The 26024-nt window shown below is 71.7% G+C and carries 24 protein-coding genes; 13 read left to right on the top strand and 11 right to left on the bottom strand.

Annotated features, from left to right (window positions below):
• Positions 1-932 (top strand): lysylphosphatidylglycerol synthase domain-containing protein (locus tag GWK61_RS33305; protein ID WP_194915661.1); only part of this gene is annotated, 932 nt, incomplete at its 5' end.
• 20 nt (positions 933-952) lie between these two features.
• On the opposite strand, the gene GWK61_RS33300 is transcribed toward GWK61_RS33305, so the two are convergent.
• On the bottom strand, positions 953-1879 hold the full coding sequence (locus GWK61_RS33300) for a glycosyltransferase family 2 protein (RefSeq protein ID WP_194915660.1): 927 nt from the start codon (positions 1877-1879) through the stop codon (positions 953-955).
• A gap of 109 nt (positions 1880-1988) precedes the next feature.
• Between GWK61_RS33300 and GWK61_RS33295 the strand changes: the two genes are divergently transcribed.
• The 3 genes from GWK61_RS33295 (at position 1989) to GWK61_RS33285 (ending at position 4610) form a co-directional block, all read left to right on the top strand.
• On the top strand, positions 1989-3320 hold the full coding sequence (locus tag GWK61_RS33295; RefSeq protein WP_194915659.1) for a nucleotide sugar dehydrogenase: 1332 nt from the start codon (positions 1989-1991) through the stop codon (positions 3318-3320).
• A gap of 46 nt (positions 3321-3366) precedes the next feature.
• Positions 3367-3969 (top strand): HAD family hydrolase, encoded by a 603-nt coding sequence (locus GWK61_RS33290; RefSeq protein WP_194915658.1) that lies wholly within the window; start codon positions 3367-3369, stop codon positions 3967-3969.
• A gap of 113 nt (positions 3970-4082) precedes the next feature.
• Complete coding sequence (locus GWK61_RS33285) at positions 4083-4610, top strand: pyridoxamine 5'-phosphate oxidase family protein (RefSeq protein ID WP_228563351.1); 528 nt, start codon at positions 4083-4085, stop codon at positions 4608-4610.
• A gap of 197 nt (positions 4611-4807) precedes the next feature.
• Here the strand turns inward: GWK61_RS33285 and GWK61_RS33280 are convergent, their stop codons facing one another.
• The 3 genes from GWK61_RS33280 to GWK61_RS33270 all read right to left on the bottom strand — a co-directional run bounded on the left by GWK61_RS33280 (position 4808) and on the right by GWK61_RS33270 (position 8787).
• The gene (locus tag GWK61_RS33280) at positions 4808-5947 is read right to left on the bottom strand and encodes an LCP family protein (protein ID WP_194915657.1); all 1140 of its coding nucleotides are present in this window, start codon (positions 5945-5947) and stop codon (positions 4808-4810) included.
• A gap of 136 nt (positions 5948-6083) precedes the next feature.
• Positions 6084-7910 carry an LCP family protein gene (locus GWK61_RS33275; protein WP_194915656.1) on the bottom strand — a complete coding sequence of 609 codons (1827 nt, stop codon included), beginning with the start codon at positions 7908-7910 and terminating at the stop codon, positions 6084-6086.
• Positions 7911-7944: 34 nt separating this feature from the next.
• Positions 7945-8787, bottom strand: a complete 843-nt coding sequence (locus tag GWK61_RS33270) for a TIGR03089 family protein (RefSeq protein ID WP_194915655.1) — start codon at positions 8785-8787, stop codon at positions 7945-7947.
• A gap of 152 nt (positions 8788-8939) precedes the next feature.
• On the opposite strand from GWK61_RS33270, the gene manB reads away from it, so the two are divergent.
• Complete coding sequence (gene manB / locus GWK61_RS33265) at positions 8940-10034, top strand: mannose-1-phosphate guanylyltransferase (RefSeq protein WP_194915654.1); 1095 nt, start codon at positions 8940-8942, stop codon at positions 10032-10034.
• Positions 10035-10161: 127 nt separating this feature from the next.
• Entirely contained in the window at positions 10162-11211 is a 1050-nt protein-coding gene (locus GWK61_RS33260; protein WP_194915653.1) for a DNA-3-methyladenine glycosylase family protein, read from the top strand.
• Here GWK61_RS33260 and GWK61_RS33255 read toward each other — a convergent pair.
• On the bottom strand, positions 11189-11662 hold the full coding sequence (locus GWK61_RS33255) for a MarR family winged helix-turn-helix transcriptional regulator (RefSeq protein WP_194915652.1): 474 nt from the start codon (positions 11660-11662) through the stop codon (positions 11189-11191). The genes GWK61_RS33260 and GWK61_RS33255 overlap by 23 nt on opposite strands.
• A gap of 112 nt (positions 11663-11774) precedes the next feature.
• On the opposite strand from GWK61_RS33255, the gene GWK61_RS33250 reads away from it, so the two are divergent.
• Positions 11775-12209: a nuclear transport factor 2 family protein gene (locus GWK61_RS33250; protein ID WP_194915651.1), complete on the top strand. Its 435-nt coding sequence runs from the start codon at positions 11775-11777 to the stop codon at positions 12207-12209.
• A 27-nt stretch (positions 12210-12236) separates the two neighbouring features.
• Here the strand turns inward: GWK61_RS33250 and GWK61_RS33245 are convergent, their stop codons facing one another.
• From GWK61_RS33245 to GWK61_RS33235, 3 genes are read right to left on the bottom strand one after another with little or no spacing between them, the layout of a single operon-like run.
• Positions 12237-13466 (bottom strand): coenzyme F420-0:L-glutamate ligase, encoded by a 1230-nt coding sequence (locus tag GWK61_RS33245; RefSeq protein ID WP_194915650.1) that lies wholly within the window; start codon positions 13464-13466, stop codon positions 12237-12239.
• Positions 13467-13468: 2 nt separating this feature from the next.
• Positions 13469-14485 carry a 2-phospho-L-lactate transferase gene (gene cofD, locus GWK61_RS33240; RefSeq protein ID WP_194915649.1) on the bottom strand — a complete coding sequence of 339 codons (1017 nt, stop codon included), beginning with the start codon at positions 14483-14485 and terminating at the stop codon, positions 13469-13471.
• A gap of 12 nt (positions 14486-14497) precedes the next feature.
• Positions 14498-14737, bottom strand: a complete 240-nt coding sequence (locus GWK61_RS33235; protein ID WP_194915648.1) for a hypothetical protein — start codon at positions 14735-14737, stop codon at positions 14498-14500.
• Between the two features lie 493 nt (positions 14738-15230).
• Between GWK61_RS33235 and GWK61_RS33230 the strand changes: the two genes are divergently transcribed.
• The 3 genes from GWK61_RS33230 to GWK61_RS33220 all read left to right on the top strand — a co-directional run bounded on the left by GWK61_RS33230 (position 15231) and on the right by GWK61_RS33220 (position 21212).
• Positions 15231-15488, top strand: coding sequence for a WhiB family transcriptional regulator (locus GWK61_RS33230; RefSeq protein ID WP_194915663.1), 258 nt, complete (start codon positions 15231-15233; stop codon positions 15486-15488).
• Positions 15489-15714: 226 nt separating this feature from the next.
• Positions 15715-19443 (top strand): glycosyltransferase family 2 protein, encoded by a 3729-nt coding sequence (locus tag GWK61_RS33225; protein ID WP_194915647.1) that lies wholly within the window; start codon positions 15715-15717, stop codon positions 19441-19443.
• Positions 19440-21212, top strand: coding sequence for a DUF5719 family protein (locus GWK61_RS33220; RefSeq protein ID WP_194915646.1), 1773 nt, complete (start codon positions 19440-19442; stop codon positions 21210-21212). Before GWK61_RS33225 ends, GWK61_RS33220 begins: the two co-directional genes overlap by 4 nt.
• 125 nt (positions 21213-21337) lie before the next feature.
• Here the strand turns inward: GWK61_RS33220 and GWK61_RS33215 are convergent, their stop codons facing one another.
• Entirely contained in the window at positions 21338-21841 is a 504-nt protein-coding gene (locus tag GWK61_RS33215; RefSeq protein ID WP_228563349.1) for a metallopeptidase family protein, read from the bottom strand.
• A gap of 88 nt (positions 21842-21929) precedes the next feature.
• Complete coding sequence (locus GWK61_RS59955; RefSeq protein WP_194915645.1) at positions 21930-22322, bottom strand: DUF3499 domain-containing protein; 393 nt, start codon at positions 22320-22322, stop codon at positions 21930-21932.
• A 248-nt stretch (positions 22323-22570) separates the two neighbouring features.
• On the opposite strand from GWK61_RS59955, the gene GWK61_RS33205 reads away from it, so the two are divergent.
• From GWK61_RS33205 to ahcY, 3 genes are all read left to right on the top strand, one after another.
• Positions 22571-23920, top strand: coding sequence for a phosphomannomutase/phosphoglucomutase (locus tag GWK61_RS33205; RefSeq protein ID WP_194915644.1), 1350 nt, complete (start codon positions 22571-22573; stop codon positions 23918-23920).
• Positions 23921-23997: 77 nt separating this feature from the next.
• Positions 23998-24171, top strand: a complete 174-nt coding sequence (locus GWK61_RS33200) for a Trm112 family protein (RefSeq protein WP_323747866.1) — start codon at positions 23998-24000, stop codon at positions 24169-24171.
• 114 nt (positions 24172-24285) lie between these two features.
• A complete protein-coding gene (ahcY, locus tag GWK61_RS33195; RefSeq protein WP_194915642.1) occupies positions 24286-25743 on the top strand; it encodes an adenosylhomocysteinase in 1458 nt (485 codons plus the stop codon).
• Between the two features lie 91 nt (positions 25744-25834).
• Here ahcY and GWK61_RS57160 read toward each other — a convergent pair.
• Positions 25835-26024: hypothetical protein (locus GWK61_RS57160; protein WP_228563348.1), on the bottom strand; the 190-nt coding region annotated here is incomplete at its 5' end.

Below are 26024 nucleotides of genomic sequence, written 5' to 3'. Positions count from 1 at the left end.
CCCACTGCCGGGCCACCCGCCTGGCCTTCCTCGCACTCACCCTCGCGGCCGGCGCCTACGCGGTGGCCCGGCAGTGGGGCCGCGTGCAGGCGGGGTTCGCGGAGCTCGGGCCGGTGCCGTTGATCGTCGCGCTCGTGCCGGCGGTGGCTTCGGTCGTGGCGATGATGCTGGCGTGGCGGGGGTTGCTCGGCTCCTTGGGGTCGCCGTTGCGGTTTCGGCCTGCGGCGCGGATCTTCTTCACCAGCCAGCTCGGCAAGTATCTGCCCGGCTCAGTGTGGCCGGTGGTCGCGCAGATGCAGCTCGGGCGTGCCTATCGCATCCCGCGTGCACGCAGCGCCGCGGCCGCCGCGCTCGCCATGCTCGTCTCGCTCGCGTCGGCGCTCGTGCTGGCTGCTGCGACGCTGCCGGTTGCCGGGGGCGCCAAGGCCGCGGGGTACTGGTGGGCGTTCGTCGCTGTGCCGGTGCTGATGGCCGGGTTGCATCCGCGGGTCGCGAATCCTGTGCTCAAGACCATCTTCCGGGTCACGCGGCGCCCCGCGATCGAGCCGCTCACCGCGCGCACCATCGCCGAGACCGCGGCGCGGAGCGTCGTCGGGTGGTTGTTGGCCGGCCTGCACATCTGGATCCTGGCGATCGCGCTCGGCGCGTCGCCGTGGCGCACGCTTCTGCTCGGCGTCGGCGGGTACGCCTTCGCCTGGAGCGTCGGCTTCATCATCGTCTTCGCCCCGGCCGGCGCCGGGGTGCGCGAGCTGATCCTGGTCGCGGCGTTGCAGCCGGTGCTGGATCCGGGCAAGGCGACGGTCGTGGCCCTTGCTTCACGCCTGGTCACCATCGTCGCCGACCTGATCGCCGCCGCCGTCACCGCGCGCGAGGGCCGGGCCCGCGGCGCGGCGCGCGCCGACAGCGAGCCGGCGAGCGCCACCGCGGGTTAGGCAGGTCAGGCAGGTCAGGCTCACGACTCCTGCGGCGGCAGCGGCGGCATCCGGAAGGCCTTCCGCACCACCGGATTCCGCTTCACCGCCAACTCCGTCGCGGCCATCCGCCAGCGCACGTACCCCTTCTTCGAATACCGCCACTCCCGCTTGTGCCGCGCCCAGTCCACCTTCCGCGGCTCCGGCACCGCCCCCAGCTTCTCCGAAGCCAGCGCCCGGTACTTCTCCTGCAGCGACGTCCGCAGCGCCGCGTCCTCGGCGTCCTTGTTCACGCTGCTGATGTTCGCGTCGTGGCGCCGGTACAGGAACGTCGGCGTCCGCGAGTACACGAACTTCCGCCCGTCGATCAGCAGCGTCGCCCACACCGGGTACAGCATCTGCGCCAGCAGCGCCGGGTCGAGCTCCACCGCCTGGATCAGCTCCGCCCGCACGAAGGCGCCGTCGTTCACGTCGATCCGCCCGATCAGCAGATCGCCGAGGTGCGCCGCCCGCCGCCGCTTCGCGTACTGCCGGTTCAGCTGCCCGTCGGTGATGTAGTACGACGCCGCCGACACGTCCGCGCCGCCCCGCACGTTCCGCAGATGCAGCGTGATGTGCTCCGGCAGCATGATGTCGTCGTCGCCGAAGATCGTCAGGTAGCGGGAGGTCGCCAGCGACACTCCGAGGGCGATCGCGGCGCCGGGATCCTTGCGGCCGTCGTGGACCTCGACCCGCGCGTAGTCGACGCTCACCGCCGGGCCGGCCGCGGCGGCTTCGGCGCTCATGGCGGCGACCGCCTCGCGCGTCGACTCCGTCGGCGAGGCGTCGTCCACCACCAGCACCCGCACCGTGGCCCCGAGCTTGTCCGAGGCGGCACGCGCCGAGGCGACGATGGATTCCACCGTCTCCTTCAGCAGCCCCGGGCGCTCCCGTGTGGGGACGATGACAGTCAGTTCAGAGTCGGTCACGGTACTCCTCAGCAAGTAGACGGCATAAGGGTATTCGGAACCGTGCCGGGTACGCTTGCGTCCGGTCGTGTAGGAGAAGTCAACAGCCGAGCCTGGAGTCCGGAGCACTGTGAAGATCAGCGTCATTGGAATGGGCAAGATCGGCCTGCCGCTGGCCGTGCAGTTCGCCTCGAAGGGCCACCAGGTCTACGGCGTGGACGTCGTGGCGCGCACGGTCGACCAGATCAACGCCGGCGTCGAGCCGTTCCCCGGCGAGGCCGAGCTGGACGTGCGGCTGCCGCGGGTGGTCTCCGCCGGCCACCTCACCGCCACCCTGGACGGCGTCGCCGCGGTCGCCGACAGCGACGCGGTCGCGGTCGTCGTCCCGGTCGTCGTCGACGAGGACGCGGTCCCGGACTTCCGCGCCATGGACGCCGCCACCCAGACCATCGCCGCCGGCCTGAAGCAGGCCGCCGCCAACGGCCGCACCGGCATCCTGCTGAGCTACGAGACCACCCTGCCGGTCCACACCACCCGCGAGCGCTTCGTGCCCGCGCTGGAGGCCGCCTCGGGCCTGAACGCCGGCGCCGACTTCCTGCTCTGCCACAGCCCCGAGCGCGTCTACACCGGCCGGGTCTTCGCCGACCTGCGCAAGTACCCGAAGCTGGTCGGCGGGATCGACGCCGAGTCCGCCGCGGCGGCGGTCGCGTTCTACGAGGCCGTGCTGGACTTCGACGAGCGCCCCGACCTCAAGCGCGGCAACGGCGTCTGGGACCTGGGCTCCGCGGAGGCCGCCGAGCTGGCCAAGCTCGCCGAGACCACCTACCGCGACGTCAACATCGGCCTGGCCAACCAGTTCGCACGCTTCGCCGACCGCACCGGCATCGACATCTTCCAGGTGATCGAGGCCTCCAACAGCCAGCCGTTCAGCCACATCCACCAGCCCGGCCCGGCCGTCGGCGGCCACTGCATCCCGGTGTACCCGCGCTTCTACCTGTTCAACGACCCCGAGGCCTCGATCGTGCGCGCGGCCCGCGAGTCCAACCTCGCGCAGCCGGCCTACCTGGTCGGCCTGCTGGAGGGCCTGCTCGGCGGCGCGACCGGCGGCGGCGGGCTGGCCGGCCGCAAGGTGCTGGTGCTCGGCGCGGCCTACCGCGGCGGCGGCGTGAAGGAGACCGCCTTCTCCGGCGTCTTCGGCCTGGTCGCGGCGCTGGCCGGGGACGGCGCGCAGCCGTACGTGTCCGACCCGCTGTACTCCGCCGAGGAGCTGGCCGCGCTCGGCCTGCCGGCCTACGAGCCCGGCACCGAGGTCGCCGGCGTCATCGTGCACACCGACCACGAGGAGTACCGCGAGCTGTCGGCCGCGGACTTCCCCGGCGTGCAGGTGCTCGTCGACGGCCGCAACGTCACCGACCCGGCCAAGTGGGAAGGCGTCGCGCGCAAGGTCCTGGGCATCGCCTGAGGATCGAGCCGCGAGCGGCGAGGAGCGAGGGAGGGGGAGCGCTGAGATGCCCATCCGCGCGATCGTCCTGGACATAGGCGGGGTCCTGGAGCACACCCCGGACCTCGGCACCGCGGCCCGCTGGGAGCCCGAGTTCGGCCCCGGCTGGATCCACCGCGTCGACCCCGTCTTCCGGGCCGGCGAGATCGGCGAGATCACGCTGGAGGAGGTCCACGAACGAGCCGCCGGCGCCCTCGGGGTCCCGGTGGCCCGGTTCGAGGCCTTCATGGAGGACGTCTGGGTCGAGTACCTCGGCACCTACAACGCCGAGATCGCCGACTACTGGCGCGCCCGCCGGGACGAGGGCTACGCGACCGCGATCATCAGCAACAGCTTCGTCGGCGCGCGCGAGCGCGAAGAAGAGGCGTACCGGTTCAGCGAGCTGACCGACCTCATCGTGTACTCGCACGAAGTCGGCGTGATGAAGCCGGACCCGGCGATCTACGAACTCTGCCTCGAACGCCTCGGCCTGCCGCCGGAGGAGACGGTGTTCGTGGACGACGTCGAGGAGAACTGCGCGGCGGCCCGGGCGCTCGGCATGTCCGCAGTCCTGTTCCAGGACACGGCGCAGGCTGTACGCGAGCTCGACGCGCTGCTGCAAAGGGCCTGATCCGGCACTGATCCGGCAGTGATCCCGCGCTGCGGCGAAAAGCCCGCCGGCCACCGCGCCCAAAAATCCGGCGGCACCGATGACTTCGGCGCCGCCGGATCGTCTGTACAGGCATGAGTGAGCTCAAGCCCCTGCGGGCCAAGAACCTGTCCCTGCCCAAGTACGGACTCCCCCAGCTGGACTGGGAGGAGACCGAGCAGGCGGTCGCCGCCGCCGTGGCCGGTCCCGGCCGCTCCTGGTTCCTCACCACCCTGAACCCCGACGGCTCGCCGCACACCACCGGCTTCGGCCATGCCTGGCTGGACGGCGCCGTCCACTTCACCACCGACCCGACCGTCCGCAAGACCCGGAACCTGGTCGCCGACCCGCGCTGCACCGTCGCGGCGCCGATGGAGGGGTACGACGTGACCTTCGACGGCGAGGCCCGGCGCGTCACCGACCCGGCGGTGGTCGAGCGGGTCGCCGCGGTGTACGCCGCCGGCGGCTGGCCCTGCCGGGCCGAGGGCGACGTGATCACCGCGCCGTTCAGCGCCCCGACCGCCGGCCCGGGGCCCTGGCAGGTCTACCGGATCGATGTGCGCTCCGTGGTCGCGCTGAAGAGCACCGGCGACGGCGGCGCGACGAAGTGGTGGTTCGGGTAGTCCCGAGCCTCCGAGACAGGGACCGGTCCGATGGTTCCGGCGGCGGCGCGACATAGCCCGGCGGGTCGGCAGGGGGATCAGCCGGGCGGGTTCGGCGGCGGCGCGGAACCCGCTTGCGGGAGCGTCTGACCGGTCCCTATACCGAGCGGCGCGGCGGCGCGCGCATCCAGCCTGCGCCGGCGTCCTCCGAACTCTCCTCAGGGCGTAGTCTGCTCGCCCTGCTTCGCCGACAGCGCCAGCACCTCCGCCGGCACCGGCGTGTCCAGCCGCATCGCGGTGAACAGGTCCTGCGCGATCGGCGCCAGCTGCACGCGGTTCGGGTCCGGCTGGTACCACTGCCACGGCACCGTCAGGTACGTGATCTGCTGCCGCGGCACCTGCTTCAGGTCCGAGGCGAAGTCCGCCAGCGCCGGCAGCGAGCCCAGCGCCGGGTCGGTCGTCAGGGCCTTGGTGGCGGCGTCCAGCACCTTGTAGAGCTTCGCCGGGTCGTCCAGCGTCCCGTCGGCGGCCAGGGTGTCCAGCGCGGAGTTCAGGAACTGCTGCTGGCGGCTCATCCGGCCGATGTCCGAGCCGTCGCCGAGGTTGTGCCGGGCCCGGACGAAGGCCAGGGCCTGCTCGCCGTCGACCACCGTGGTGCCGGCCGGCAGGTTCAGGTGCGAGTCCGGGTCGTTGACCGGCTGGTCCAGGTGCACCGGGATGCCGCCGATGGCGTCCACGAGGTTCTTGAAGCCGGTGAAGTCCACCACCAGGACGTGGTCGATCGTCAGGCCGCTGAATCCCTCGACGGTCTTGACTGTGCACGCCGCGCCGCCGATGGAGAACGCGGCGTTGAACATCCCGAACTGCGGCTGCGACTGTGCGCCGTTGGACAGGGCGCACGCGGGCGTCTGCACCATCGAGTCGCGCGGGATCGAGGCCACCGTCGCGCTCTTCCGGTCCGCGGCCACGTGCAGCAGCATCGTGGTGTCCGAGCGGGCCCCGGAGTTGGCGTCGCCGTACTGCGCGTTCGCCCCGTCGCGGTCGTCCGAGCCGATCAGCAGGACGTTCATCGCCGCGCGGCTGCCGGGCGGCGGTGTGGCCGAGCTCGGCCGCAGCGCGTCCGCCGGCCCCGGGGCGTCGTCGGCGTGGATGTCGACGGTCCTGATGTTGTCGTTCAGCCGGTTGTACACGCCCCACAGGCCCACCGCCCCGGCGATCGCCAGCACCGACAGCGAGGTCGCGCAGATGATGACGACCCGCCGGCGGGACATGGAGCCGCTGTCGGCCGCGCCGACGTGCCGGGAGGCACGCCGTGAGCGGCGGGAGGGCTCGGCCGGGCCGGTGGTCTGGTCGTCCATGATGGGACGAGACTATGTCATCTTCGTACTAACTTCGTCCGCAAATGTCCCGGTACTGCGACATCTGTGCGATCCGGCACCCGCCGGACCGCACAGCCGCTTCCACCGGACCGCACAGCTGCTCCCGCCGCCCCGCTCAGCCGGTCCCGGCGCCGTAACCGGCGGTGATGCCGGAACAGATGTCCTGGTCGGCGGTCCGCGAGTTGTTCGCGATGTCGGTCGGCAGCGGTCCGGCCGCTGTCGAGCCGCCGCTCGGGGCGGTCGAGCCGGCCGTGGGCGCGCCGCTCTTCGCGGAGGTGGTGCCGGCGCCGGCGCCCTTCGGGTGCGCCGCGGCGTAGTCGTCGCCGAGGACCAGCACGATCTGCGTCCCGTAGCTGCCGGCCTGGACCTTCGCCCCCGGGAACAGCGTGGCCAGCTGCTTGGCCTTCGCCTCCGAACGCGAGTTCGGGTAGGTGATCGTGGTCACGGCCGTGTGCGTCGGCACGGTGCGGTTGAGGACCGCGTCGTAGCCCTGGGCCTGCAGCGCGGTGGTCGCGTCGGCGCCCAGGCCGTTGACCGTGGTGCTGTTCTCCACCTTCACCGAGATGGTCGAGGGCGAGATCGACGGCGCCGGCGGCTGCGTGGTGGTCGCCGCCGTGGTCGGCGCGGCCGAGGTCGTGGCCGGCGAGCCCGCGGCACCGGAGGCGCCCGAGCCGTCAAGCAGCGTGTCGCTCTTGAGGTGGTCCCAGATCACGCCGGCGGCAACCGGGTCCATGTCCACCCGGCCGTCCTGGGTCCGGTAGTGGCCCGGCAGGGTCAGGAACTGGATGTGCGAGGGGTCGATGCCCTTCATCGACTCGGCGAAGCCCGACAGGGCGCCCAGGCTGCCCAGGTCCGGGTCGAACTGCGCGTACTTGAGGGCGTCGTTGAAGATCGCGGCCAGCGTCCGGGGGTCGTTCATCACCCCGTCGCTCTCCACCTTCTTGATCATCGATCCCAGGAACGCCTGCTGGCGCCGGGTGCGGCCGATGTCGGAGCCGTCGCCCAGGCCCTCGCGCTCGCGGACGTAGTCCAGCGCGGTCTGGCCCTTCACGGTCTGGATGCCCTTGTGCAGCGTGATGTTGTCGCCGCCGACGTCGCTCACGTCCTTGGGCACGCACACCTGCACGCCGCCGATGTCGTCGGTGAGCTTGGCGAACGCCGAGAAGCCGACCACCACGGTGTGGTCGACCCGGATCCCGGAGATCGACTCGATGGTGTTGATCTCGCAGACCACGTTGCCCTGCGAGGTGTTGCCGACCGCGAACGCCGCGTTGAACTGGTTCTGCTGCGGCCTGGTGTGCCCCTTGTTGGGATCGTTCGGGTCGATCTGGCAGGCCGGCATGTTGACCATCATGTCGCGTGGGATCGAGATGCCCACGGCGTGCTTGTGGTCGGCGTAGACGTGCAGCAGGATCGAGGTGTCCGAGCGGGCCCCTTCGCCGGTCGCGCCGCCGCCGAAGGCGTTGTTGCCGTTGTCCCGGCTGTCCGAGCCGACCAGCAGGATGTTCTCCGGGCGCTGGCCCTGGGCGTTGGCCTTGGCCTCGGCCGGGCGGTTGGCGGACAGGCCCGAGTTGCTGAACGTGTTGATGTTGCTGTTGAAGTGCTCGTAGGTGAAGGCGCCGGCGCCTATCAGCGTGACCGCCAGCGAGGCCGCGGAGATCGTGATGACGCCCCGGGGCGCCAGGCGTCCGGCTCCGCCGGCCCCGGGTATCGCGGCGCCGCGTCCGTTGCGCCCGCCGTGCCCGGCGTGGCCGCCGCGGCTCCGGGCGGCGTCGAGTTCGCCCTCGGCGGCGCTGTCCGGCTCGTAGCGGTACTGGCCGCGCCCGCGCACCGGGCCCGGGGCGTCGTCGCCGTAGCCGTCGGACGCTCTGCGGTGGCCGCCTCCGGGCTGCCGGGCAACCCGCTCCCACGGGGGCGGTTCGGGGTTGCGCTCGCCTGCCACTCGATCTCCTCACACCAGGGTTCGCGCGGTGGCGTCATTCCACGGGCAGGACCCCCAGCGAGCCCCCAACGCTCCCGGCATCCGCACCCTCACCGCCACCGCCACCGCCACCGCCTCCGGCCAGGGACGCGACCCGCGCGTTCACCTTCTCCGAAGCCATGCGACCCGGCAGCCTCGACGGATCGACATTCCGGCACAGTACCAAGGAAGCGCCGACCGCGAGTTCGGACGTCAAGGCCGCCCGGATCTCGGCCCGCGAATCGTAGGCACAGCCCGTCAGCACTCGACTACTGGAAGTCAGACCCCAGCGTGCCGCGGCGTCGGCGGCGTCCTTCACGAGTTCGCCCTGGGTCCAGCCGGAGCCGTCGGCGGTCAGGGCCCGGGTGTCCGCGGTGACCGGGGAGTAGGGGACGAACACGTCCGCCTGCGCCGGCGCGACCGCGGCGTAGTCGGTGAATCCTTCGGGAACCTTGGGGAACGGCGCGCCCAGCGGCCGCAGGGCGAGCGCGATCCGCTCGCCCTTGCACGCCAGCGCCTCCTCCAGCCGGTCCGGCCCGGCGACCACGGCCGCCGCGCGCTCGGCCGCCGAAGAGTCCTCGCCGACGCTGGCCACCACGCCGGCGGTCCAGCACGCCACCAGCCAGATAGGGGTCTGCCAGTGCGTCGGCAGCAGGATGGCGACCTCGTCGCCGGGGGCGAGGGCGAGCTCGTCCTGGATCAGGTTGGCGGTCTTGGCGACCCAGTTGTCGAACGTGGCGTAGGACAACTCCACCCGCTCGCCGGTGTGGTCGTCGTAGTACGTCAGGAACGGCCGGGAAGGGCCGAGGGCGAGTGCGTCCCGCCACACGTCCGGGAAACTACTGTTCGCTGCGGTCACGCCGAGAGGATACGGGGGAAACAGGCTGCTGTTGCGCAAGCACGTCGGTCAAGGACCGTTTATGCTGGCCCGCACGGCGTGCCCGGTGTACGCGACCACACGCGGTGCACGTCCGGGACGCCGCGCTGAGAGAACTGGCGAGGGGAACGAGCGTGACAGAGGCGATCCTTCTGGTGGGGGGCAAGGGCACCCGCCTGCGTCCTCTGACGGTGAACACCCCCAAACCGATGCTCCCGGTCGCCGGCGTCCCGTTCCTCACCCACCAGCTGGTCCGGGCCAAGGACGCCGGGGTGCACCGGGTGGTCTTCGCCACCGCCTACCGGGCCGAGGTCTTCGAGGAGTACTTCGGCGATGGCTCCGACCTGGGGCTGGAGCTGGTGTACGTGACCGAGGACGTGCCCCTGGACACCGCCGGCGCCATCCGCAACGTGGCCGACAAGCTCACCAGCGCCCCGGACGAGGCGGTCCTGGTGTTCAACGGCGACATCCTGTCCGGTGTGGACATCGCCTCACTGGTGGAGGCGCACCGCGAGCGCGGCGCCGACGTCACGCTGCACCTGTCCCGGGTGACCGACCCGCGCCCCTTCGGCCTGGTGCCCACCGACGCCCAGGGCTGGGTGACCGCGTTCCTGGAGAAGCCGCAGCGCCCCGAAGACATCGTCACCGACCAGATCAACGCCGGCTGCTACGTCTTCCAGCGCTCCCGCATCGACGAGATCCCCACCGGCCGCCGGGTCTCGGTGGAGCGCGAGACCTTCCCGGGCCTGCTGGCCTCCGGCGCGAAGGTGCTCGGCGTGGTCGAGCAGTCCTACTGGCTGGACCTGGGCACGCCGGCGGCGTTCGCCAAGGGCTCGGCCGACCTCGTGATGGGGATAGTGACCTCCTCCGCGGTGCCCGGCCCGGCCGAGCGCGGCACCGCCGAATCCCTGATCCTGGCCGGCGCGCGCATCGCCGAGGACGCGGTGGTCGACGCCGGCACCACCGTCGGCTCCGGCGCGGTGATCGAGTCCGGCGCGCACGTGAGCGCCTCGGTCCTGGACACCGGCGCGGTCATCGGCCCCGGCGTGAAGGTGACCTGCTCGATCATCGGCGCCGGCGCGCGCATCGGCGAGAACACGGTGCTGGACGGCGTGGTGGTCGGCGACGGCGCGGTGCTCGGCGCCGACAACGAACTGCGGGCCGGAGCGCGGGTCTGGTGCGGGGCGGTGCTGCCGGACAAGGCGGTGCGGTTCTCCAGCGACGAGTAGGCGACGCACAGGGAGTAGCCGACGCTTAGGTGTAGGCGACGCACAGGGAGTAGCCGACGCTTAGGTGTAGGCGACGCAGAGGAATGCGCGCACGTCTCTACGCAGGGATGGCAAACTCTGCTCCGCGATGACTGACGACAACGAGGACAGCGACATCCGGGCGGTCTGGGCCGCCCGCAAGGGACGCAGTGGAGGTGCCGCCTTCGAGCGGCGCCGCACGGCCCCGCCGCGGCGTCCCGTCGTCCCGGCCGCGCGGCAGGCGCCGCCGGAGCCGCCGGAGCCGGCCCCGGAACCCGAGGCCCGGCAGACCGTCGTCGTCGACCCCGGCTACGACCTCGCGGGGTCGGTGAGCGTCCTGCGCCGCGGCGCCGGGGACCCCACGTTCTGCGGCGCCGAAGACGCTTCCCTGTGGATCGGCTGCCGCACTCCGTCCGGCGACCCGGGCACTCTGCGCCTGCATCGGGCGACGACCGAGACCGTCGAGGCCGAAGCCTGGGGGCCCGGCGCGGCCTGGCTTCTCAAGACCCTGCCCGACTTCCTCGGCCTCAGCGATTCTGAGGAGACGCGCGCGGAGTTCGCCGAACTTGTTACCGCACAGGGCAATCCTCAACTCGTGCAGTCCCTACGACGCAACCGAGGACTCCGTGTCATCCGCAGCGGCCGGGTCTGGGACTCGCTGGTTCCCGCGGTGCTGGAGCAGCGCGTCACCGTCCAGGAGGCGCACCGCGCGTACCAACTACTCGTGCGGCGCTATGGGATTCCCGCTCCAGGGGCTCCTGCAGAGGTTCGCCTGTGGGTCTCTCCGTCGCCCCGGGAGTGGGCCCTGATCCCGTCCTGGGAATGGCACCGCGCCGGTGTCGACGGCAAGCGCTCGCGGGCCATCCTCGGCGCCGCCCGCGTCGCGGCGCGCTTGGAGGAGACCGTGGGCATGGAACGCGATGAGGCGGCGCGCCGCATCCGCACGGTCCCGGGCATCGGTGTCTGGACGGCCGCCGAAGTGATGCACCGCTCGCACGGCGACGCGGACGCGGTCTCCGTGGGCGATCTGCACCTGCCACGCATCGTGTGCGGGGCTCTGGGGGACCCCGCCATGGCGTGGGACGACGACCGCATGCTGGAGCTTCTGGAGCCCTACCGCGGCCACCGCTATCGCGTCAGCGCTCTTCTGTACCGCTGATCCGCAGCCCGGTGTGGTGATCCACCAGGCGGGCGAGCATGGCGATCAGCGTCTTCCGCTCGCCCGGTGACAGCGGAGCCAGCAGTTCCTCCTGCGCGGAGTCCAGTTCCGCGTCCAGCTCGCCGAGGAATCTCAGGCCGCCCTCGGTGATGCGCACCAGATTGCGCCGCCGGTCCGCCGGGTCCGGCGCCCGTTCCAGACAGCCGCGCCCCTCCAGGTCCGTGACCGCCGCGGTGACGTCGCTGCGGTCCAGCCCGATGCGCCGCCCGAGGTCCGCCTGGCTGCTCGGGCCGGAGTCGGCCAGGGCCGCCAGCAGCGGGTAGTACGACCGGCTCGGCACGCCGTTGGCGTGCATCCGCTCGCCGATCAGCCGGTGCCCCTGGTTCGTGAGCTGGCCCAACAGCCAGGTCGCGCGACCGTGGAGGCGGACGGGGGTGGTGAGCGGGTCCATGGCCGCAGCCTACTTCGGGCCGAAGGGTTGACAGAAGTGGTTGGCGCGACCAACATTGGCCGTGCCAACATAATGTTGGCCAGGCCAACGGATGGTTGATGGGGAGACGACGATGACCGGCTACGACATCCAGACCTTGGCGGACCGCGCGGAGATCACCGACCTGTTCGTGCATCTGGGCCGCTGCCTGGACGAGCACGACTTCGACGGGCTGAAGGCGGTCCTCACCGAGGACGTCGTCGGCACCACGCCCGGCGGCACGCGGGAGGGGCGCGAGGCGCTGATCGACCAGGCGCGCCGCAACCACGAGGGCTACGAGCGCCTGGCGCACCAGTTCAACAGCATCCTGGTCGAGGTCCAGGGCGACACCGGCACGGTGCGCGCCTACGTGACCGGCGCGTTCGGGCACACCGACAGCACGGAACCGGTGCGCGTCCTGGTCGGGCAGTACCGCAACAAGGTGGTGCGCACCGCCGAGGGCTGGCGGATCAGCGAGCTGACCGTCCGGCCGGTGTTCCGGGTGGGGGAGCCGGCTGTCGCGCTGTAAAGGTCAGCGCAAGGTCAGCGCACAAGGTCAGCGCACAGTGATGAAGTCCTCGGGATCCCGCGGAGTTTGCGGAGGGGGAGACTCCGCGGGTTTCCCTATAGCGATGACGCCCAGAGGTTCCCATCCGTCGGGAAGAGCCAGCAGCTCCTTGATGGCGGCGGGATCCGGGTCGGCCCAGGTGGATCCGATGCCTTCAGCCGCGAGCGTCACCAAGAAGTTCTCTACAGCCGCGCCGAGAGACGCGATGAGGAAGTCCGTAGTCGGCAACGCTGTAGCGATGTGGCAGGGGACCACCAGATAAGGCGCGCGCTCCAGCACTGTGTCGTCGGTGGAAGCCAAGCCGCTGGCGAACGCCTTGCGAGCGGTCTCCGACTCCAGCAGGACGAACCGCCACGGAACCGTGCTGTTCTCCGGAGCCGGAGCCGGAGAGGGAGCCGTCAAAGCCGCGGCCACCGCGCGGCGCACCGAGTCCGGCGGCACCGGATCCGAGGCGAACCACTGCGTCGTCCGGCGCCGCAGCACCCCCTCGCGCATCGCCTCCGTCGTCCCCAGCGAGAACATGTCGTTCTCCGCGGACCGGATCAGCGGCCGCACGCCGAGCCCCGGTTCCTCGGTCACCAGGTCGCCCAGCCCGCGGATCACCGCGACCGGCACGCCGTCGGCCTTGCCCTTGACCACTTCGCCGGCGCCGGCCAGCTCGTCGGCCGTGGCCGCCGCGGTCACGAGCAGTTCGTTGCCGAAGGCGTCTATCGTCCCGCGGTGGTCCATGAGCGCGTTGACGTAGGCGCAGCCGATGGCCACGTCCGTCTGGCCCTCGCGCCACGGCCGTCCGAAGGTGTCGGTGACGACCACCCCCACCGAGACGCCGAACCGCTCGCGCAGCGCGTCGGCGATGTCCCGCGCGGAGCCGTCCGGGTCCTCGGGCAGCAGCAGCACCGTGCCGGCCGGGGTGTTGGACGCGTCCACGCCGGCGGCGGCCATCACAAAGCCGTGCCGGGTCTGCACGATCCGGGTCGGCCCGCGGCGCGCGACCAGCCGCACCATCTCGGCGTCGATCGCGGCCTCGCGGTCGTCGGCCCGGACCACGCGGCCCTCGGCCTTCGACAGGATCTTGGAGGTGACGCAGAGGATGTCGCCGTCGTGCAGGCCCAGCCCGGACCCCGTCACCGCGGCGGCGATCAGCGCCGCCAGGTCGTCGCCGGGACCGACTTCGGGGATCCCGGCGACCGCGTGCACCGTGTAGGAGGTGTCGGCCATGGTCAGGACGCCGGTCGCGCGGAGCCGTCGGCGGGGCTCGGGGCGTGGCCCTTGCGGGCCGCGATGTCGGCAGCCAGATCCAGCGCCGCCTGGGCCATCGCCTGCGTCGCCTCCGGGGAGGACATCATCAGCGGGACCGCGCGGCAGGCGATGCCAGCGGCCTCCACCTCGGCGACCGAGGCGGCGTCCGCGGCGGCGTCGACGAGCCAGCCGTCCAGCAGCTGCGCGCCGTAGTGCTTCGCGACGGCCGCCGCCGTGACCTCCACGCCGACCGCGGCCAGCACCTTGTCGGCCATGCCGCGCACCGGGCCGCCGCCGACGATCGGGGACAGGCCCACCACCGGCGCCGCGGCGTCGGCCACGGCCTGCCGGATGCCGGGGATCTCCAGGATGGTGCCGATCGACACCACGGGGTTCGACGGCGGCAGCACGATGACGTCCGCCTCGGCGATCGCCTCCAGCACGCCCGGGGCCGGCTTGGCGTTCTCCGCGCCGACCGACACGATGGCCCGCGCGTCGGGCGCGTGCATCCGGACCCAGTACTCCTGGAAGTGCACCGCGCGGCGCCCGCCGGGGGCCTCGGGGTCGTCGACCACGACGTGCGTCTCGACCCGCTCGTCGCTGGCCGGCAGCAGCCGCACCGGCAGGTCCCAGCGGGTGCACAGCGCCTCGGTCACCGCCGACAGCGGGTAGCCGGCGCCGAGCATCTGCGAGCGCACCAGGTGCGTGGCGATGTCCTTGTCGCCGAGCGTGAACCAGTCCGGGCCCACGCCGTAGGCCTTCAGCTCGTCGGCGACCCCGAACGTCTCCTCGGTGCGGCCCCAGCCCTGCCCCTCGTGGATCCCGCCGCCGAGGGTGTACATGACGGTGTCCAGGTCCGGACAGATCCGCAGGCCGTGCATGGTCATGTCGTCGCCGATGTTGCCGATCACGGTGACGTCGGCGACGGGTGCGGCCGCGAGCAGGCCGCGGAGGAATCGGGCTCCGCCGACGCCTCCGGCAAGGGCTGTGATGCGCATGGGGGCAGTATTTCAGGAGGCGAAACGCTGCTTGGCCGCGTCCCACCGCAGCCGGCCGGCCGCGACCCCCTCGGCGCGGGCCGCGGCGGCCAGGTCGGCGACCGTGACCGTGGGTTCCGGTATCACGATGTCCGGGTGCGGGATCGCGCCGAGGAAGAGCGCGATGAGGTCCGGTGCGAGGTCCAGCGCGAGGTCCGGTGCGAGGGCGGGAGCGAGGGCGGCGGTGGCCGTGGACGAAGCCTGGTTCGGCATGGGGGGAAACTCCGCTAGGGCATCCGGCCTGCTTCGGGCCGGGCTACGGTCTGGTCTGTGTTTTGGCGGGTCTGTGGGAAGGGTCAGCTGTGACAGAGACAGCGACAACACAGACCGCGACACGACTCCATCGCGTCCATCGCGGTGCGCGCAGCGGTGACCTGCGCCGCGGCGGGGGACGGGCCCCGGCGGCTCTCGGCGGTCACGATGCGCGCGTTCATGATGCCCCCACCCCACCCGGCGACCGGGACCGCTGTCAAGCGGCGTCCGCATGGTGGGGGCGCGTATTACCTCCAACAGGTGAATCGCATGGTCGCTACCAGATCCCGGCTTGACGGCCCGGTAATGACGCGCGTGTAATTTCAAACGTGTCGTGATGATCTCCGCACGGGGAGTGATCTTCTTCCGTGCGGACCAGGTAGGGCCAGGAGGCGTTGCGGTGGCCGAGGCCGCGGAGAACACAGAGGGCGCGGAAGAGGCTTGTCACGCCGAGGTGTACCGCATCTATCCGCTCCACAACGGGGTCGACGAGGACCGCGGCTGGCAGTCCCGCGCCCTGTGCGCGCAGACCGACCCCGAGTCCTTCTTCCCGGAGAAGGGCGGGTCGACCCGGGAGGCGAAGAAGATCTGCCTCAACTGCGAGGTGAAGGCCGAGTGCCTGTCCTACGCGCTGTCCAACGACGAGCGCTTCGGGATCTGGGGCGGGCTGTCCGAGCGCGAGCGCAGACGACTCAAGCGCGCGGCGGTGTGAGAACGATCTGTCGCATATGACCGCATCCTGACGGCTGCCGGGCCGGTGGAAGAGGACTTGTTGAGGACTCTTCCCTGAGGGCCCTGCGGCCGTGTTCTCCTTGCCAGGCAACGCAATTCGGGCATAACGGCATAGCCGGTCGGTATCTGCGAACGCTCGCGTATGGTGGACCCTCAGTCCGCCCCCGAGCGGGGATTCCCGAGACCGGAGCCGGTGCCAGCGCAGTATGTCCCAGTACCCAGAATCCGGATATCGGACCGGCGGCCTGTCCGCCACCGGCCAGTTCGCCGCCGGCGGCTACGGCGGCCAGCCCGGCGGGACCGGCCAGTTCGCCGTGGCCGACGTCGACGCCCGGCGCCGGGCCGCCGCCGAGGCGGCGGTCAACGCCTTCCCGAACCACGTGGTCACCGCCGTGGTGGTCTCACACGACGGCGCGCGCTGGCTGGAGGACTCCCTCAAGGGCCTGCTCGGGCAGCTGCGCGCACCCCAGCGGATCCTGGCCGTGGACACCGGGTCCAAGGACGACTCGCTGGCCATCCTGGACGAGAACCTCGGTCCGGAGGCGGTGCTGCAGACCAAGCGCAACACCGGCTTCGGCACCGCCGTGAACCACGCGCTCAAGGCCGCCCCGGTCGCCGACTTCGACCTCTACGGCCGCGGCGACGCGACGGCTCAGATCGTGGAGTGGCTGTGGCTCCTGCACGACGACTCCGAGCCCGCGCCGGACGCCCTGCTGCGGCTGCTGGAGGTGGGGGAGTACCACCCCGAGGCGGCCGTCATCGGCCCCAAGATCCGCGGCTGGGAGGACCGCGAGCAGCTGCTCGAGGTCGGCGTCACCGTCACCGCCGACGGCCGCCGCTGGACCGGCCTGGAGGACGGCGAGCACGACCAGGGCCAGCACGCCGACCCGACCCGGGTGCTCTCGGTGTCCAGCGCCGGCATGCTCGTCCGGCGCGAGGTCTGGGACCGGCTGCGCGGCTTCGACCGCGCGATCCCGATGTTCCGCGACGACCTGGACTTCTGCTGGCGCGCCAACAACTCCGGCTACGACGTGCTCACCGCGCCGAAGGCGGTGTTCTGGCACGCCGAGGCGGCCGCCCGCGGCGAGCGGCGGATCAGCGCCGGCGTCTCGCGGCCGCACTTCGAGGACCGCCAGCACGCGCTGTACGCGGTCACCGTCAACCACGCGGGCCGCTTCCCGATACTGACGTTCCTGCGGCTGTTCTTCTGGTCGCTGCTGCGCGCGATCGGCCTGGTGCTCAACAAGACGCCGCTGAAGGCCGCCGACGAGGTGCTGGCCGCGTTGGCTTACGCGGGCCGCATGGACCGCATCGTGCGCGCCCGGCGGGCCAGGGCGCGGACCCGGGCCCGGGGCCCGGTGGACCTGGACTCCCTGTTCCCCTCCCGCTTGCAGGTCTTCCGCCACACCTTCGAGGACGCCTTCGAGGGCTTCCGCTCCCGGAACCAGCGCGAGGACGAGACCGGCGGGGGCTCCGTCGAGAGCGGCCCGGTCTCCGAGGAGGCCGAGTCCTTCGACTCCGGCACCCCGTGGCTGATCCGCGCGGTCCGGATGCCCGGCAACTTCGTGTGGATAGCGCTGACCGTCGTGATGATGGTGGCGGCGCGGAACCTGCTCACCGGCGGCCGGCTGATGGGCGGCTCGCTGCTGCCCGCGCCCGCCGGGGCCTCCGACCTCTGGCACGACTTCTTCGCCCCCTGGCACGGCGTCGCCACCGGCTCCACCTCTCCGGCGCCGCCGTACCTGGCGGTCGTGGCCCTGCTCGGCACCCTGCTGTTCGGCCACGCCAGCCTCGCGGTCACGGTCCTGCTGCTCGGCTCCGTGCCGCTGTCCGGACTCACCGCCTACGCGGTCCTCAAGCGCACCGTCTCCTCCAGCTCCCTGCGGGTCTGGGGATCGGCCGCCTATGCGCTGCTGCCCGCGGCCACCGGCGCGATCTCCGGCGGCCGGCTCGGCTCGGCGGTCGGCATCATCCTGCTGCCGCTGGCGGCCTCCGGAGTGCTGCTCGCCATAGGCGGACCGGGGCGCAAGGGCTCGGTGCGTGCCGCGTGGCCCGCCGCCTTCGCGATCGCCATCGGCATGGCGTTCGCCCCGATCGTCTGGGTGCTGTGCGCGGTGCTCGCGGCCGGCGCCGCACTGACCGTGTTCTGGCGTTCGACCGCGGACTTCGCCACCGTGCTCGTCCGGCTGGCGATCCTGCTGGTGACGCCGATCGCCGTGCTGATGCCGTGGTCGCTCCAGCTGGTGAAGCACCCGGCGGCGTTCCTGCTGGAGCCCGGCCTGCCGCCGGTCCCCGGCAAGAACCCGGACCCCACGCACCTGCTGCTGGCCAACCCCGGCGGCCCGGGCACCTACGCCTACTGGATCACCGGCGGCCTGTTCCTGGCCGGCTTCGCCGGACTGCTGCGCCGGGGCCCGCGCCGCCGCCTGAGCTTCGCCGGCTGGACGCTGGCTCTAGCCGGCTTCTTCGCCGGCCTGCTGGCGCTCCAGGCGCGCCCGACCGGCCTGGCCGGCGGGCTGCCGCAGCAGCCGTGGAGCGGGGTGCCGACCGCGGCGATCGGCTTCGGCCTGATCGTGGCCGCGGTGATCGGCGCCGAGGGCGCGCGCGACTACTTCCAGGCCTCGCAGCTCAGCTGGCGCCAGCCGGCCGCGCTGGTGGTGGTGCTGGCCGCGGTCACCACGCCGGTCGTCGCGGCCGCCTGGTGGGTCACGCACGGCGTCGCCGGGCCGGTCCAGCGCTCCGCCGCCGACTTCCGGCCGGCCGTGGTGTCGGTCCAGTCCCAGATGCCCGACCAGCCGCGAGCCCTGATCCTGGGCTCCGGCGCGCAGACGGTGATCGGCTACGGCCTCGTCCGGGACAACGGCGCCAGCCTCGGCGACGCCGACTACCAGGTCCCGAAGGCCGACGCCGACCGGATCAACACCCTGGTCGGCGGCCTGCTGTCGGACTCCGGCGGCAGTGAGCTGCAGGGGCTGGCATCTCTCGGCGTCCGCTACGTCGTGGGCATGAAGACCCTGACCCCGGACTACGTCCACATCCTCGACGCGACGCCCGGCCTGGACCGGCAGTCGCAGATCCAGGGCGTCAACCTCTGGAAGATCGCCAACCCGGCCTCCCGGGTCTCGCTGCGCGGTCCGGGCACCAGCGACCCCAAGGCGCTCGTGCAAACCGCTGCCAACGACCGCACTATGACTGCCACCGTGGCCGCCGGCCAGGACGGCCGCCAGCTGGTGCTCGCCGAGGACGCTGACAGCAACTGGTCGGCCCGGATGAACGGCGCCGACCTGCCGCGGGTCACGATCGACGGCTGGGCCCAGGGCTTCACGCTGCCGGCCGGCGGCGGCACGGTGACCGTGTCCTACTCGGACGCGTCGCGCACGGTGTGGCTGGTCGGCGAGGGCCTGATCTTCCTGTTCGCGCTGATCATGGCGCTGCCGACCGGCGGCCGGGTCGAGGAGCGGGGCCCGGGCTCGGAGCCCGACGACTACGTCCCGCCGAGCCTGCCCGGCCAGTACACCCCTGAGCCGGAACCCGAGCCCGAGCCGGAACCCGTGCCGGAATACGAGCCGCAGTACGAGTATCAGCAGGAGCAGTACGCGCAGCAGGAGCAGTACGCGCAACCGGACCCGTACGCGCAACCGGACCCGTACGCGCAGCAATACCAGCAGGACGCCTACGCGCAGCAGCCGGACCCGTACGCCCAACAACCGGACCCGTACGCGCAGCAGCAGCCTGAGGTGTACGCGGACCCGCAAGATCCCTACGCGCAGCAGTACGGCGGCCATGAATACGCCGCCGCCGAGTACAGCGGCGAGTACGAGAACCCCGAAGCGTACGGCGGCTACCTGCGCCCCGGCACCGGTGAGTACGAGCGCCCGGACTTCGAGCGCCCCGACTTCGAGACCGACGACTACCGGCAGGGAGGCTACCGATGACCCGGCCGAACCGTCCCGCGCGCCCCGGCGCGGGAGACCGCCCGCAGCGCCCCGCGCGCCCCGCCGGAGGGCGTCCGACCGGCGCCGCCGCGCGCCCGGCGGGCGGCGCGCCCGGCGCCCCAGGCGCCCCGGGCCCGTCCAGAGGCCGCGGGCTGGCCAAGACCCGTACCTCCCCGATCTCCACCTTCGGCGCCCTCGGCGTGGTCGCGGTGGTCCTGCTGGCCGGACTCGGCTACGGCTTCTCCACCGGCAGCCAGGACAAGGCCGCGGTCAGCCAGCAGACCTCGCGCACCCTGCCGGTCGGCAGCGCGACCGCGGTCTGCCAGGGCGAGATGGGCTTCGGCAGCGACACCTCGACGTCGCTGACCGCGTACACCCCGTCGGGCAACGCCGCGACCGGCACCGACGGCGCGAGCGTGCAGTACGTCGACGGCAAGCCGTTCGCCCCGTTGAAGATCGGGGCCGCCGGCACCCGCTCCAGCGCGCAGCAGGTCACGCAGTTCAACACCGTCACCAACGACGCCGGCGAGCTTCGGTCCGTGCCGCTGGTGCTGCAAGCCACCGGTTCCTACGCCCCGGGCTTCACGGCCGGCGAGCTGATCCGCAGCGACAGCGGCAACCAGCGCGGCATGGCCGCCGCGCCCTGCACCACCCCGAGCACCGACTTCTGGTTCGCCGGGGTCTCGGTCGGCACCACGGACCGCGACTCATGGCTGTACATGGCGAACACCGACAACGCCCCGGCCACCGTCAACCTGACCTACTACGGCCAGGACGGCAAGATCGACACCGGTTCCCTCGGCCACGACATCACGGTCCTGCCCCATACCTCGATCAAGTACCAGCTCAGCAGCCCCCTCGGCCCCGCGGCGCAGGCCAGCGCCGTGGCCGGGGTGCGCGTCAGCACCACCGAGGGCCGGGTCGCGGCCCAGGTCCTGGACATCGACAAGCCGCAGAAGAGCGACAACGGCACCGGCCGCGGCATGGACTTCATCCCGGCCCAGACGCCGGCCGTGGCCGCCGAGACCTCGCAGACCATCCCGGGCATCCCCGCCCCGGGGAACACCCTGACGAAGTTCGACCTGGTCATCTCCTCCACCAGCGACGTGCCGGTCAGCATCGACCACATCTACTGGTACGGCAAGCAGGGCCGGATCGAGCTGGCGGCGCAGACGCAGGACCCGGGCAAGGGCTACACCAAGCGCGACAGTCCGCTGAGCATCGCCCCGAACCACACGGTGATACTGAACATGACCTCGGCCGCGCAGGACCCGACCGAGTCCGCGGCGCTGCAGATCGTCGGCAGCGGCGGCTCGTTCCTGTCGGGGGTCCGGCTGGTCGAGACCGACCCGAAGAGCGGCACCCAGGACAGCGCGTACCTGGCTCCGACCCCGCCGGTCGGCAGCGAGGCGATCGTCAGCGACAGCAACATCGGCGGCGCGGCCAAGAGCACGCTGATCCTCACCTCCGCCGGGAGCAAGGGGTCGACGGTCCAGGTCACCACCATCGGCGCCGACAACAAGCCGGCCGTCGACCAGGTGACCATCGCCGCCAACAGCACGGTCGCCTACACCCCGAAGGCCACCGGCTGGTTCACCACGGTCATCCAGCCGCAGCCGGGCTCGGACCCGCTCTACGGCACGCGCGTCCTGTCGGACGTGCCGGCCAAGGGCGGTATGCAGGTCACCGCGGAGACGCTGGAGGACGCCCGGGTGTCGGCGGCGGTGCCGCCGGTGGCTCCGGACCTGTCGGGCGCCGTCGCCCGCTGAAACGGAAGACAGCCGCCGGCCGAGCGTTCTGCTCGGCCGGCGGCTTTTGAGTCTCTATGTGTTATCTGAGATGACGTATATAGGGCGCAACACCTTATATATAGGAAACCGGACGGACTGACCCCTCAGTCCTCCTCGTCCCGTCCCTCGTCCACCTCGTCGGGCTCCATGCCCAGCAGCTCCGCGACTTGTTCGACGACCACTTCGTAGACCAGGTCCGCCAGCTCCGGCCGGCCCGCGGCCCGGGCCTCCACCGGCCGCCGGTACACCACGATCCGCACCGGCTCGCCGGGACGGTCCGCGATCACCCGGCCCAGCGGCACGGCCTCGTCGCTCCAGTTCTCGGCGTCCGCCGGCGGGACCTCCTCGACCGCCAGCTCGATCTCGGCCAGCCGCGGCCAGCGCCGCTCCAGGCGCTCCACGGCGTCCAGCACCAGCTCGTCGAACTGCTCGGCGCGCGTCAACGCCAGCGGGACCTGCGGCGGGGCGAGGGGTCCGCGCAGACCCCGGCCCCGCCTGTCACGCGTATGCTTCCGGCGGCGGGGCTCCTGGCCGGCCCCCGACCTGATCGAGGCAGTGATGGGCACGCGTCGAGCGTAACCGCCGATCCGCCCCTCGGCGACAGTCATTCCCCGCGTGTCGGGCCGACTACGCCGTGACCTCGGCTTTCGCCGCGAGCGCGGCTCAGCGCGGGCTCAGCGCGGGCTCAGCGCGGGCTCAGTGCTCGGGATCGGGCAGCGCTCGCAGGTGGCCCCGGGCGCGCGAGAGGACCGCACCGTCCCCGTCGTCCCCACGCTCACCCCGGTTCCCCCGGCTCCCGCGCTCCCCACGGGGCCCGCGAGCGGCCTCCCGCACCGCGTTCGCCAGCGCTTCGAGGTCGTCCGAGGAGGGCTGCGAGGGGCCCGGGTCGGGTTCGGTCAACCGCAGCACGGCCCACCCCCGCGGGGCGGTCAGCCGGGTCGAATGCTCCGCACACAGGTCGTAGCTGTGCGGCTCGATATAAGCGGCCAGAGGGCCGAGGACGGCGGTGGAGTCCGCGTACACGTACGTGAGCGTCGCGACGGCCGGACGGCTACACGCGGTTCGCGAACATCTGCGGGCTGGGCTCACTTGGTGGAGATTAGCGCTTGCCGGCGCGGATGGAACACTGGCACGCCCTACATGCGTGCGCGGGTCGTCCGGCTGGGTCCTCCGGTCCTCCCGCGGGCGCCGGAGCCGCGACCGTCCCGCTCCGCCGCGCCACCCTTGTCCGCGACCGCCGGACCACCGGGGCCTGCCGCCCGGGATAGGCTCGACCCACCTGAAACCAGACCTGAAAGCGGGAGCCAGTGTCAGCGTCGATTCCTTCTGGCCACGACTTGTCACAGATCGTCAAGGCATACGACGTACGCGGGGTGGTCCCGGACCAGCTCGACGAGACCGACACCGAGGCGCTCGGCGCGGCGTTCGCCGAGTTCGCGGGCGCGCCCTCGGTCGTCGTGGGTCATGACATGCGCCCGAGCTCGCCGGATCTGGCCGCGGCCTTCGCCCGCGGCGCCGCCTCGCGGGGCGTGGACGTCGTGGAGATCGGACTGGCCTCCACAGACCTGCTCTACTTCGCCTCCGGCGCCCTGGACATGCCCGGTGCGATGTTCACGGCCAGCCACAACCCGGCGAAGTACAACGGGATCAAGATGTGCAAGGCCGGCGCCGCGCCGGTCGGCCAGGACTCCGGCCTGGTGCAGATCCGCGAGGCCGCGCAGGCGATCATCGACGGGAACCCCCTGCCGCCGGCGGACAGGACCGGCACTGTCAGTCAGCGAGCCATGCTCGAGGACTACGCCGCGTACCTGAACAAGCTGGTCGACCTGTCGAAGATCCGTCCGCTGAAGGTGGTCGTCGACGCCGCGAACGGTATGGGCGGGTACACGGTCCCGACTGTCTTCAACGGGTTGCCGCTGGAGGTCGTCGACCTCTACTTCGAGCTGGACGGCACCTTCCCGAACCACGAGGCCAACCCGCTGGACCCGAAGAACCTCGTCGACCTGCAGCGCGCGGTCGTCGAACACCGGGCCGACCTCGGCCTGGCCTTCGACGGCGACGCCGACCGCTGCTTCGTGGTCGACGAGCGCGGCGAGCCGGTCGCGCCGTCCACGATCACCGCCCTGGTCGCGGTGCGCGAACTGGCCAAGCACCCGGGCGCCACGATCATCCACAACCTGATCACCTCGGCGGCGGTGCCGGAGATCGTGCGCGAGCACGGCGGCGTCCCGGTCCGCACCCGGGTCGGCCACTCCTTCATCAAGCAGGAGATGGCGAACACCGGCGCGGTCTTCGGCGGCGAGCACTCGGCGCACTACTATTTCCAGGACTTCTGGAAGGCCGACACCGGCATGCTGGCCGCGATGCACGTGCTGGCCGCGCTCGGCGAGCAGGACGCGCCGCTGTCGGAGCTGGCCTCGGACTATACCCGCTACGCGTCCTCCGGCGAGGTCAACAGCGAGGTCGCCGACCAGGCCGGCCGGTCGGCCGCGGTCCGGGCGGCGTTCGAGAGCCGTCCCGGCGTCACCGTGGACGAGCTCGACGGCCTGACGGTCACCGGCGACGGCTGGTGGTTCAACGTCCGACCGTCGAACACCGAGCCGCTGCTGCGCCTGAACATTGAGGCGGCCGACGCCGACGCGGTGGCCGCGCTGCGCGACGAGGTGCTCGCGATCGTCCGCGCCTGAGACGCGAAACCGCAGGGCGGACCGGGAGCACCGGTCCGCCCGCCCCCATGTTGTCCCGACCTGATTGGAGCCCCGCCGTGATCGAGCCCTCCCTGCTGGAGATCCTGGCCTGCCCGAAGTGCCACGCGCCGCTGCGCGAGGAGGACGCCGCCTCCGCGCTCGCCTGCACCAACTCGGAGTGTGCGCTGGTGTACCCGGTTCGCGACGGCATCCCGGTCCTGCTCATCGACGAGGCGACGAAGGCCGCCTGAGTCAGCTGCCTGCCGTCTGTTCGGCAGCCTTCAGCACCAACCGGTGAGCCAGTAAGCCCCGCGAACCGCTACATTCATAAACGCAACGTCAGCCGACGAAACAGGAGAAACGCCGTGAGCGTCCTCACTCCGAGCGACTACAAGGTCGCTGACCTGTCCCTGGCCGAATTCGGCCGCAAGGAGATCACCCTCGCCGAGCACGAGATGCCCGGCCTGATGGCGATCCGCGCCGAGTACGCGGACGCGCAGCCCCTGCGCGGGGCGCGCGTCTCGGGCTCACTGCACATGACAGTGCAGACCGCGGTGCTCATCGAGACCCTCGCGGCCCTCGGTGCCGATGTGCGCTGGGCTTCCTGCAACATCTTCTCCACCCAGGACCACGCCGCCGCGGCGATCGTGGTCGGCCACGGCACGCCGGAGGCTCCGGCTGGCGTCCCGGTCTTCGCCTGGAAGGGCGAGACGCTGGAGGAGTACTGGTGGTGCACGGACCGGATGCTGCGCTGGCCGGACGCCGGCGACGGCAACACCGGCCCGAACATGATCCTGGACGACGGCGGCGACGCCACCATGCTCGTCCACAAGGGCACCGAGTTCGAGAAGGCCGGCGCCGTGCCGGACGCCTCGGCCGCCGACAGCGAGGAGTTCCAGGTCTTCCTGGCGCTGCTGCGCAAGTCGCTGTCCGAGGACGGCAACCGCTGGACCACCATCGGCGAGCGCATCAAGGGCGTCACCGAGGAGACCACCACCGGCGTGCACCGGCTGTACGAGATGGCCAAGGAGGGCTCGCTGCTCTTCCCGGCGATCAACGTCAACGACTCGGTCACCAAGAGCAAGTTCGACAACAAGTACGGCTGCCGCCACTCCCTGGTCGACGGCATCAACCGCGCCACCGACGTGCTGATCGGCGGCAAGGTCGCGGTCGTGTGCGGCTACGGCGACGTCGGCAAGGGCTGCGCCGAGTCGCTGCGCGGCCAGGGCGCCCGCGTGATCATCACCGAGGTCGACCCGATCTGCGCGCTGCAGGCGGCGATGGACGGCTTCCAGGTCGCCACTCTGCAGGACGTCGTCGGCACCGCCGACATCTTCGTCACCGCGACCGGCAACAAGGACATCATCATGGCCGCCGACATGGCCGCGATGAAGCACCAGGCGATCGTCGGCAACATCGGCCACTTCGACAACGAGATCGACATGGCCGGCCTGGCCAAGATCCCGGGCATCGACAAGGTCGAGGTCAAGCCGCAGGTCCACACCTGGAAGTTCCCGGACGGCAAGACCATCATCGTGCTCTCCGAGGGCCGCCTGCTGAACCTGGGCAACGCCACCGGCCACCCGAGCTTCGTGATGTCGAACTCGTTCACCAACCAGGTGATCGCGCAGATCGAGCTGTTCACGAAGACCTCGGAGTACCCGATCGGCGTGTACGTGCTGCCGAAGCACCTGGACGAGAAGGTGGCGCGGCTGCACCTGGACGCGCTCGGCGTGCGGCTGACGAAGCTGTCGCCGGAGCAGGCCGCCTACATCGGCGTCGAGGTCGAGGGGCCGTACAAGCCGGAGCACTACCGGTACTGATCTTCCGGTACTGATCCGCTCCGGATCGCGTGTGTGGGGCCGGTCCCGCTGGGCGGGGCCGGCCTCGGCGTTTCTCGGAACGAACGGGGGGTTAGAGCGGGGGCTTGAAGCCGTCGCCCTCGGTGCCCGGTGCGGGTTCGGTTTCCGGGATCCGGTCTTGGGTTTGGGTCTGAGTCTGGGTTTGGGTCTGGGTCTGGGTCTGGGCTTGAGTCTGGGTCTGGCCTTGGGCTTGGGTCTGCGGGACCATCGAGCCCTGCCACGCTGGCGGAGCGGGTGTTGTG

The sequence above is a fragment of the Catenulispora rubra genome (assembly GCF_015356825.1).
Classification (GTDB): domain Bacteria; phylum Actinomycetota; class Actinomycetes; order Streptomycetales; family Catenulisporaceae; genus Catenulispora; species Catenulispora rubra.
This window is presented reverse-complemented; position numbering and strand designations above follow the sequence as displayed.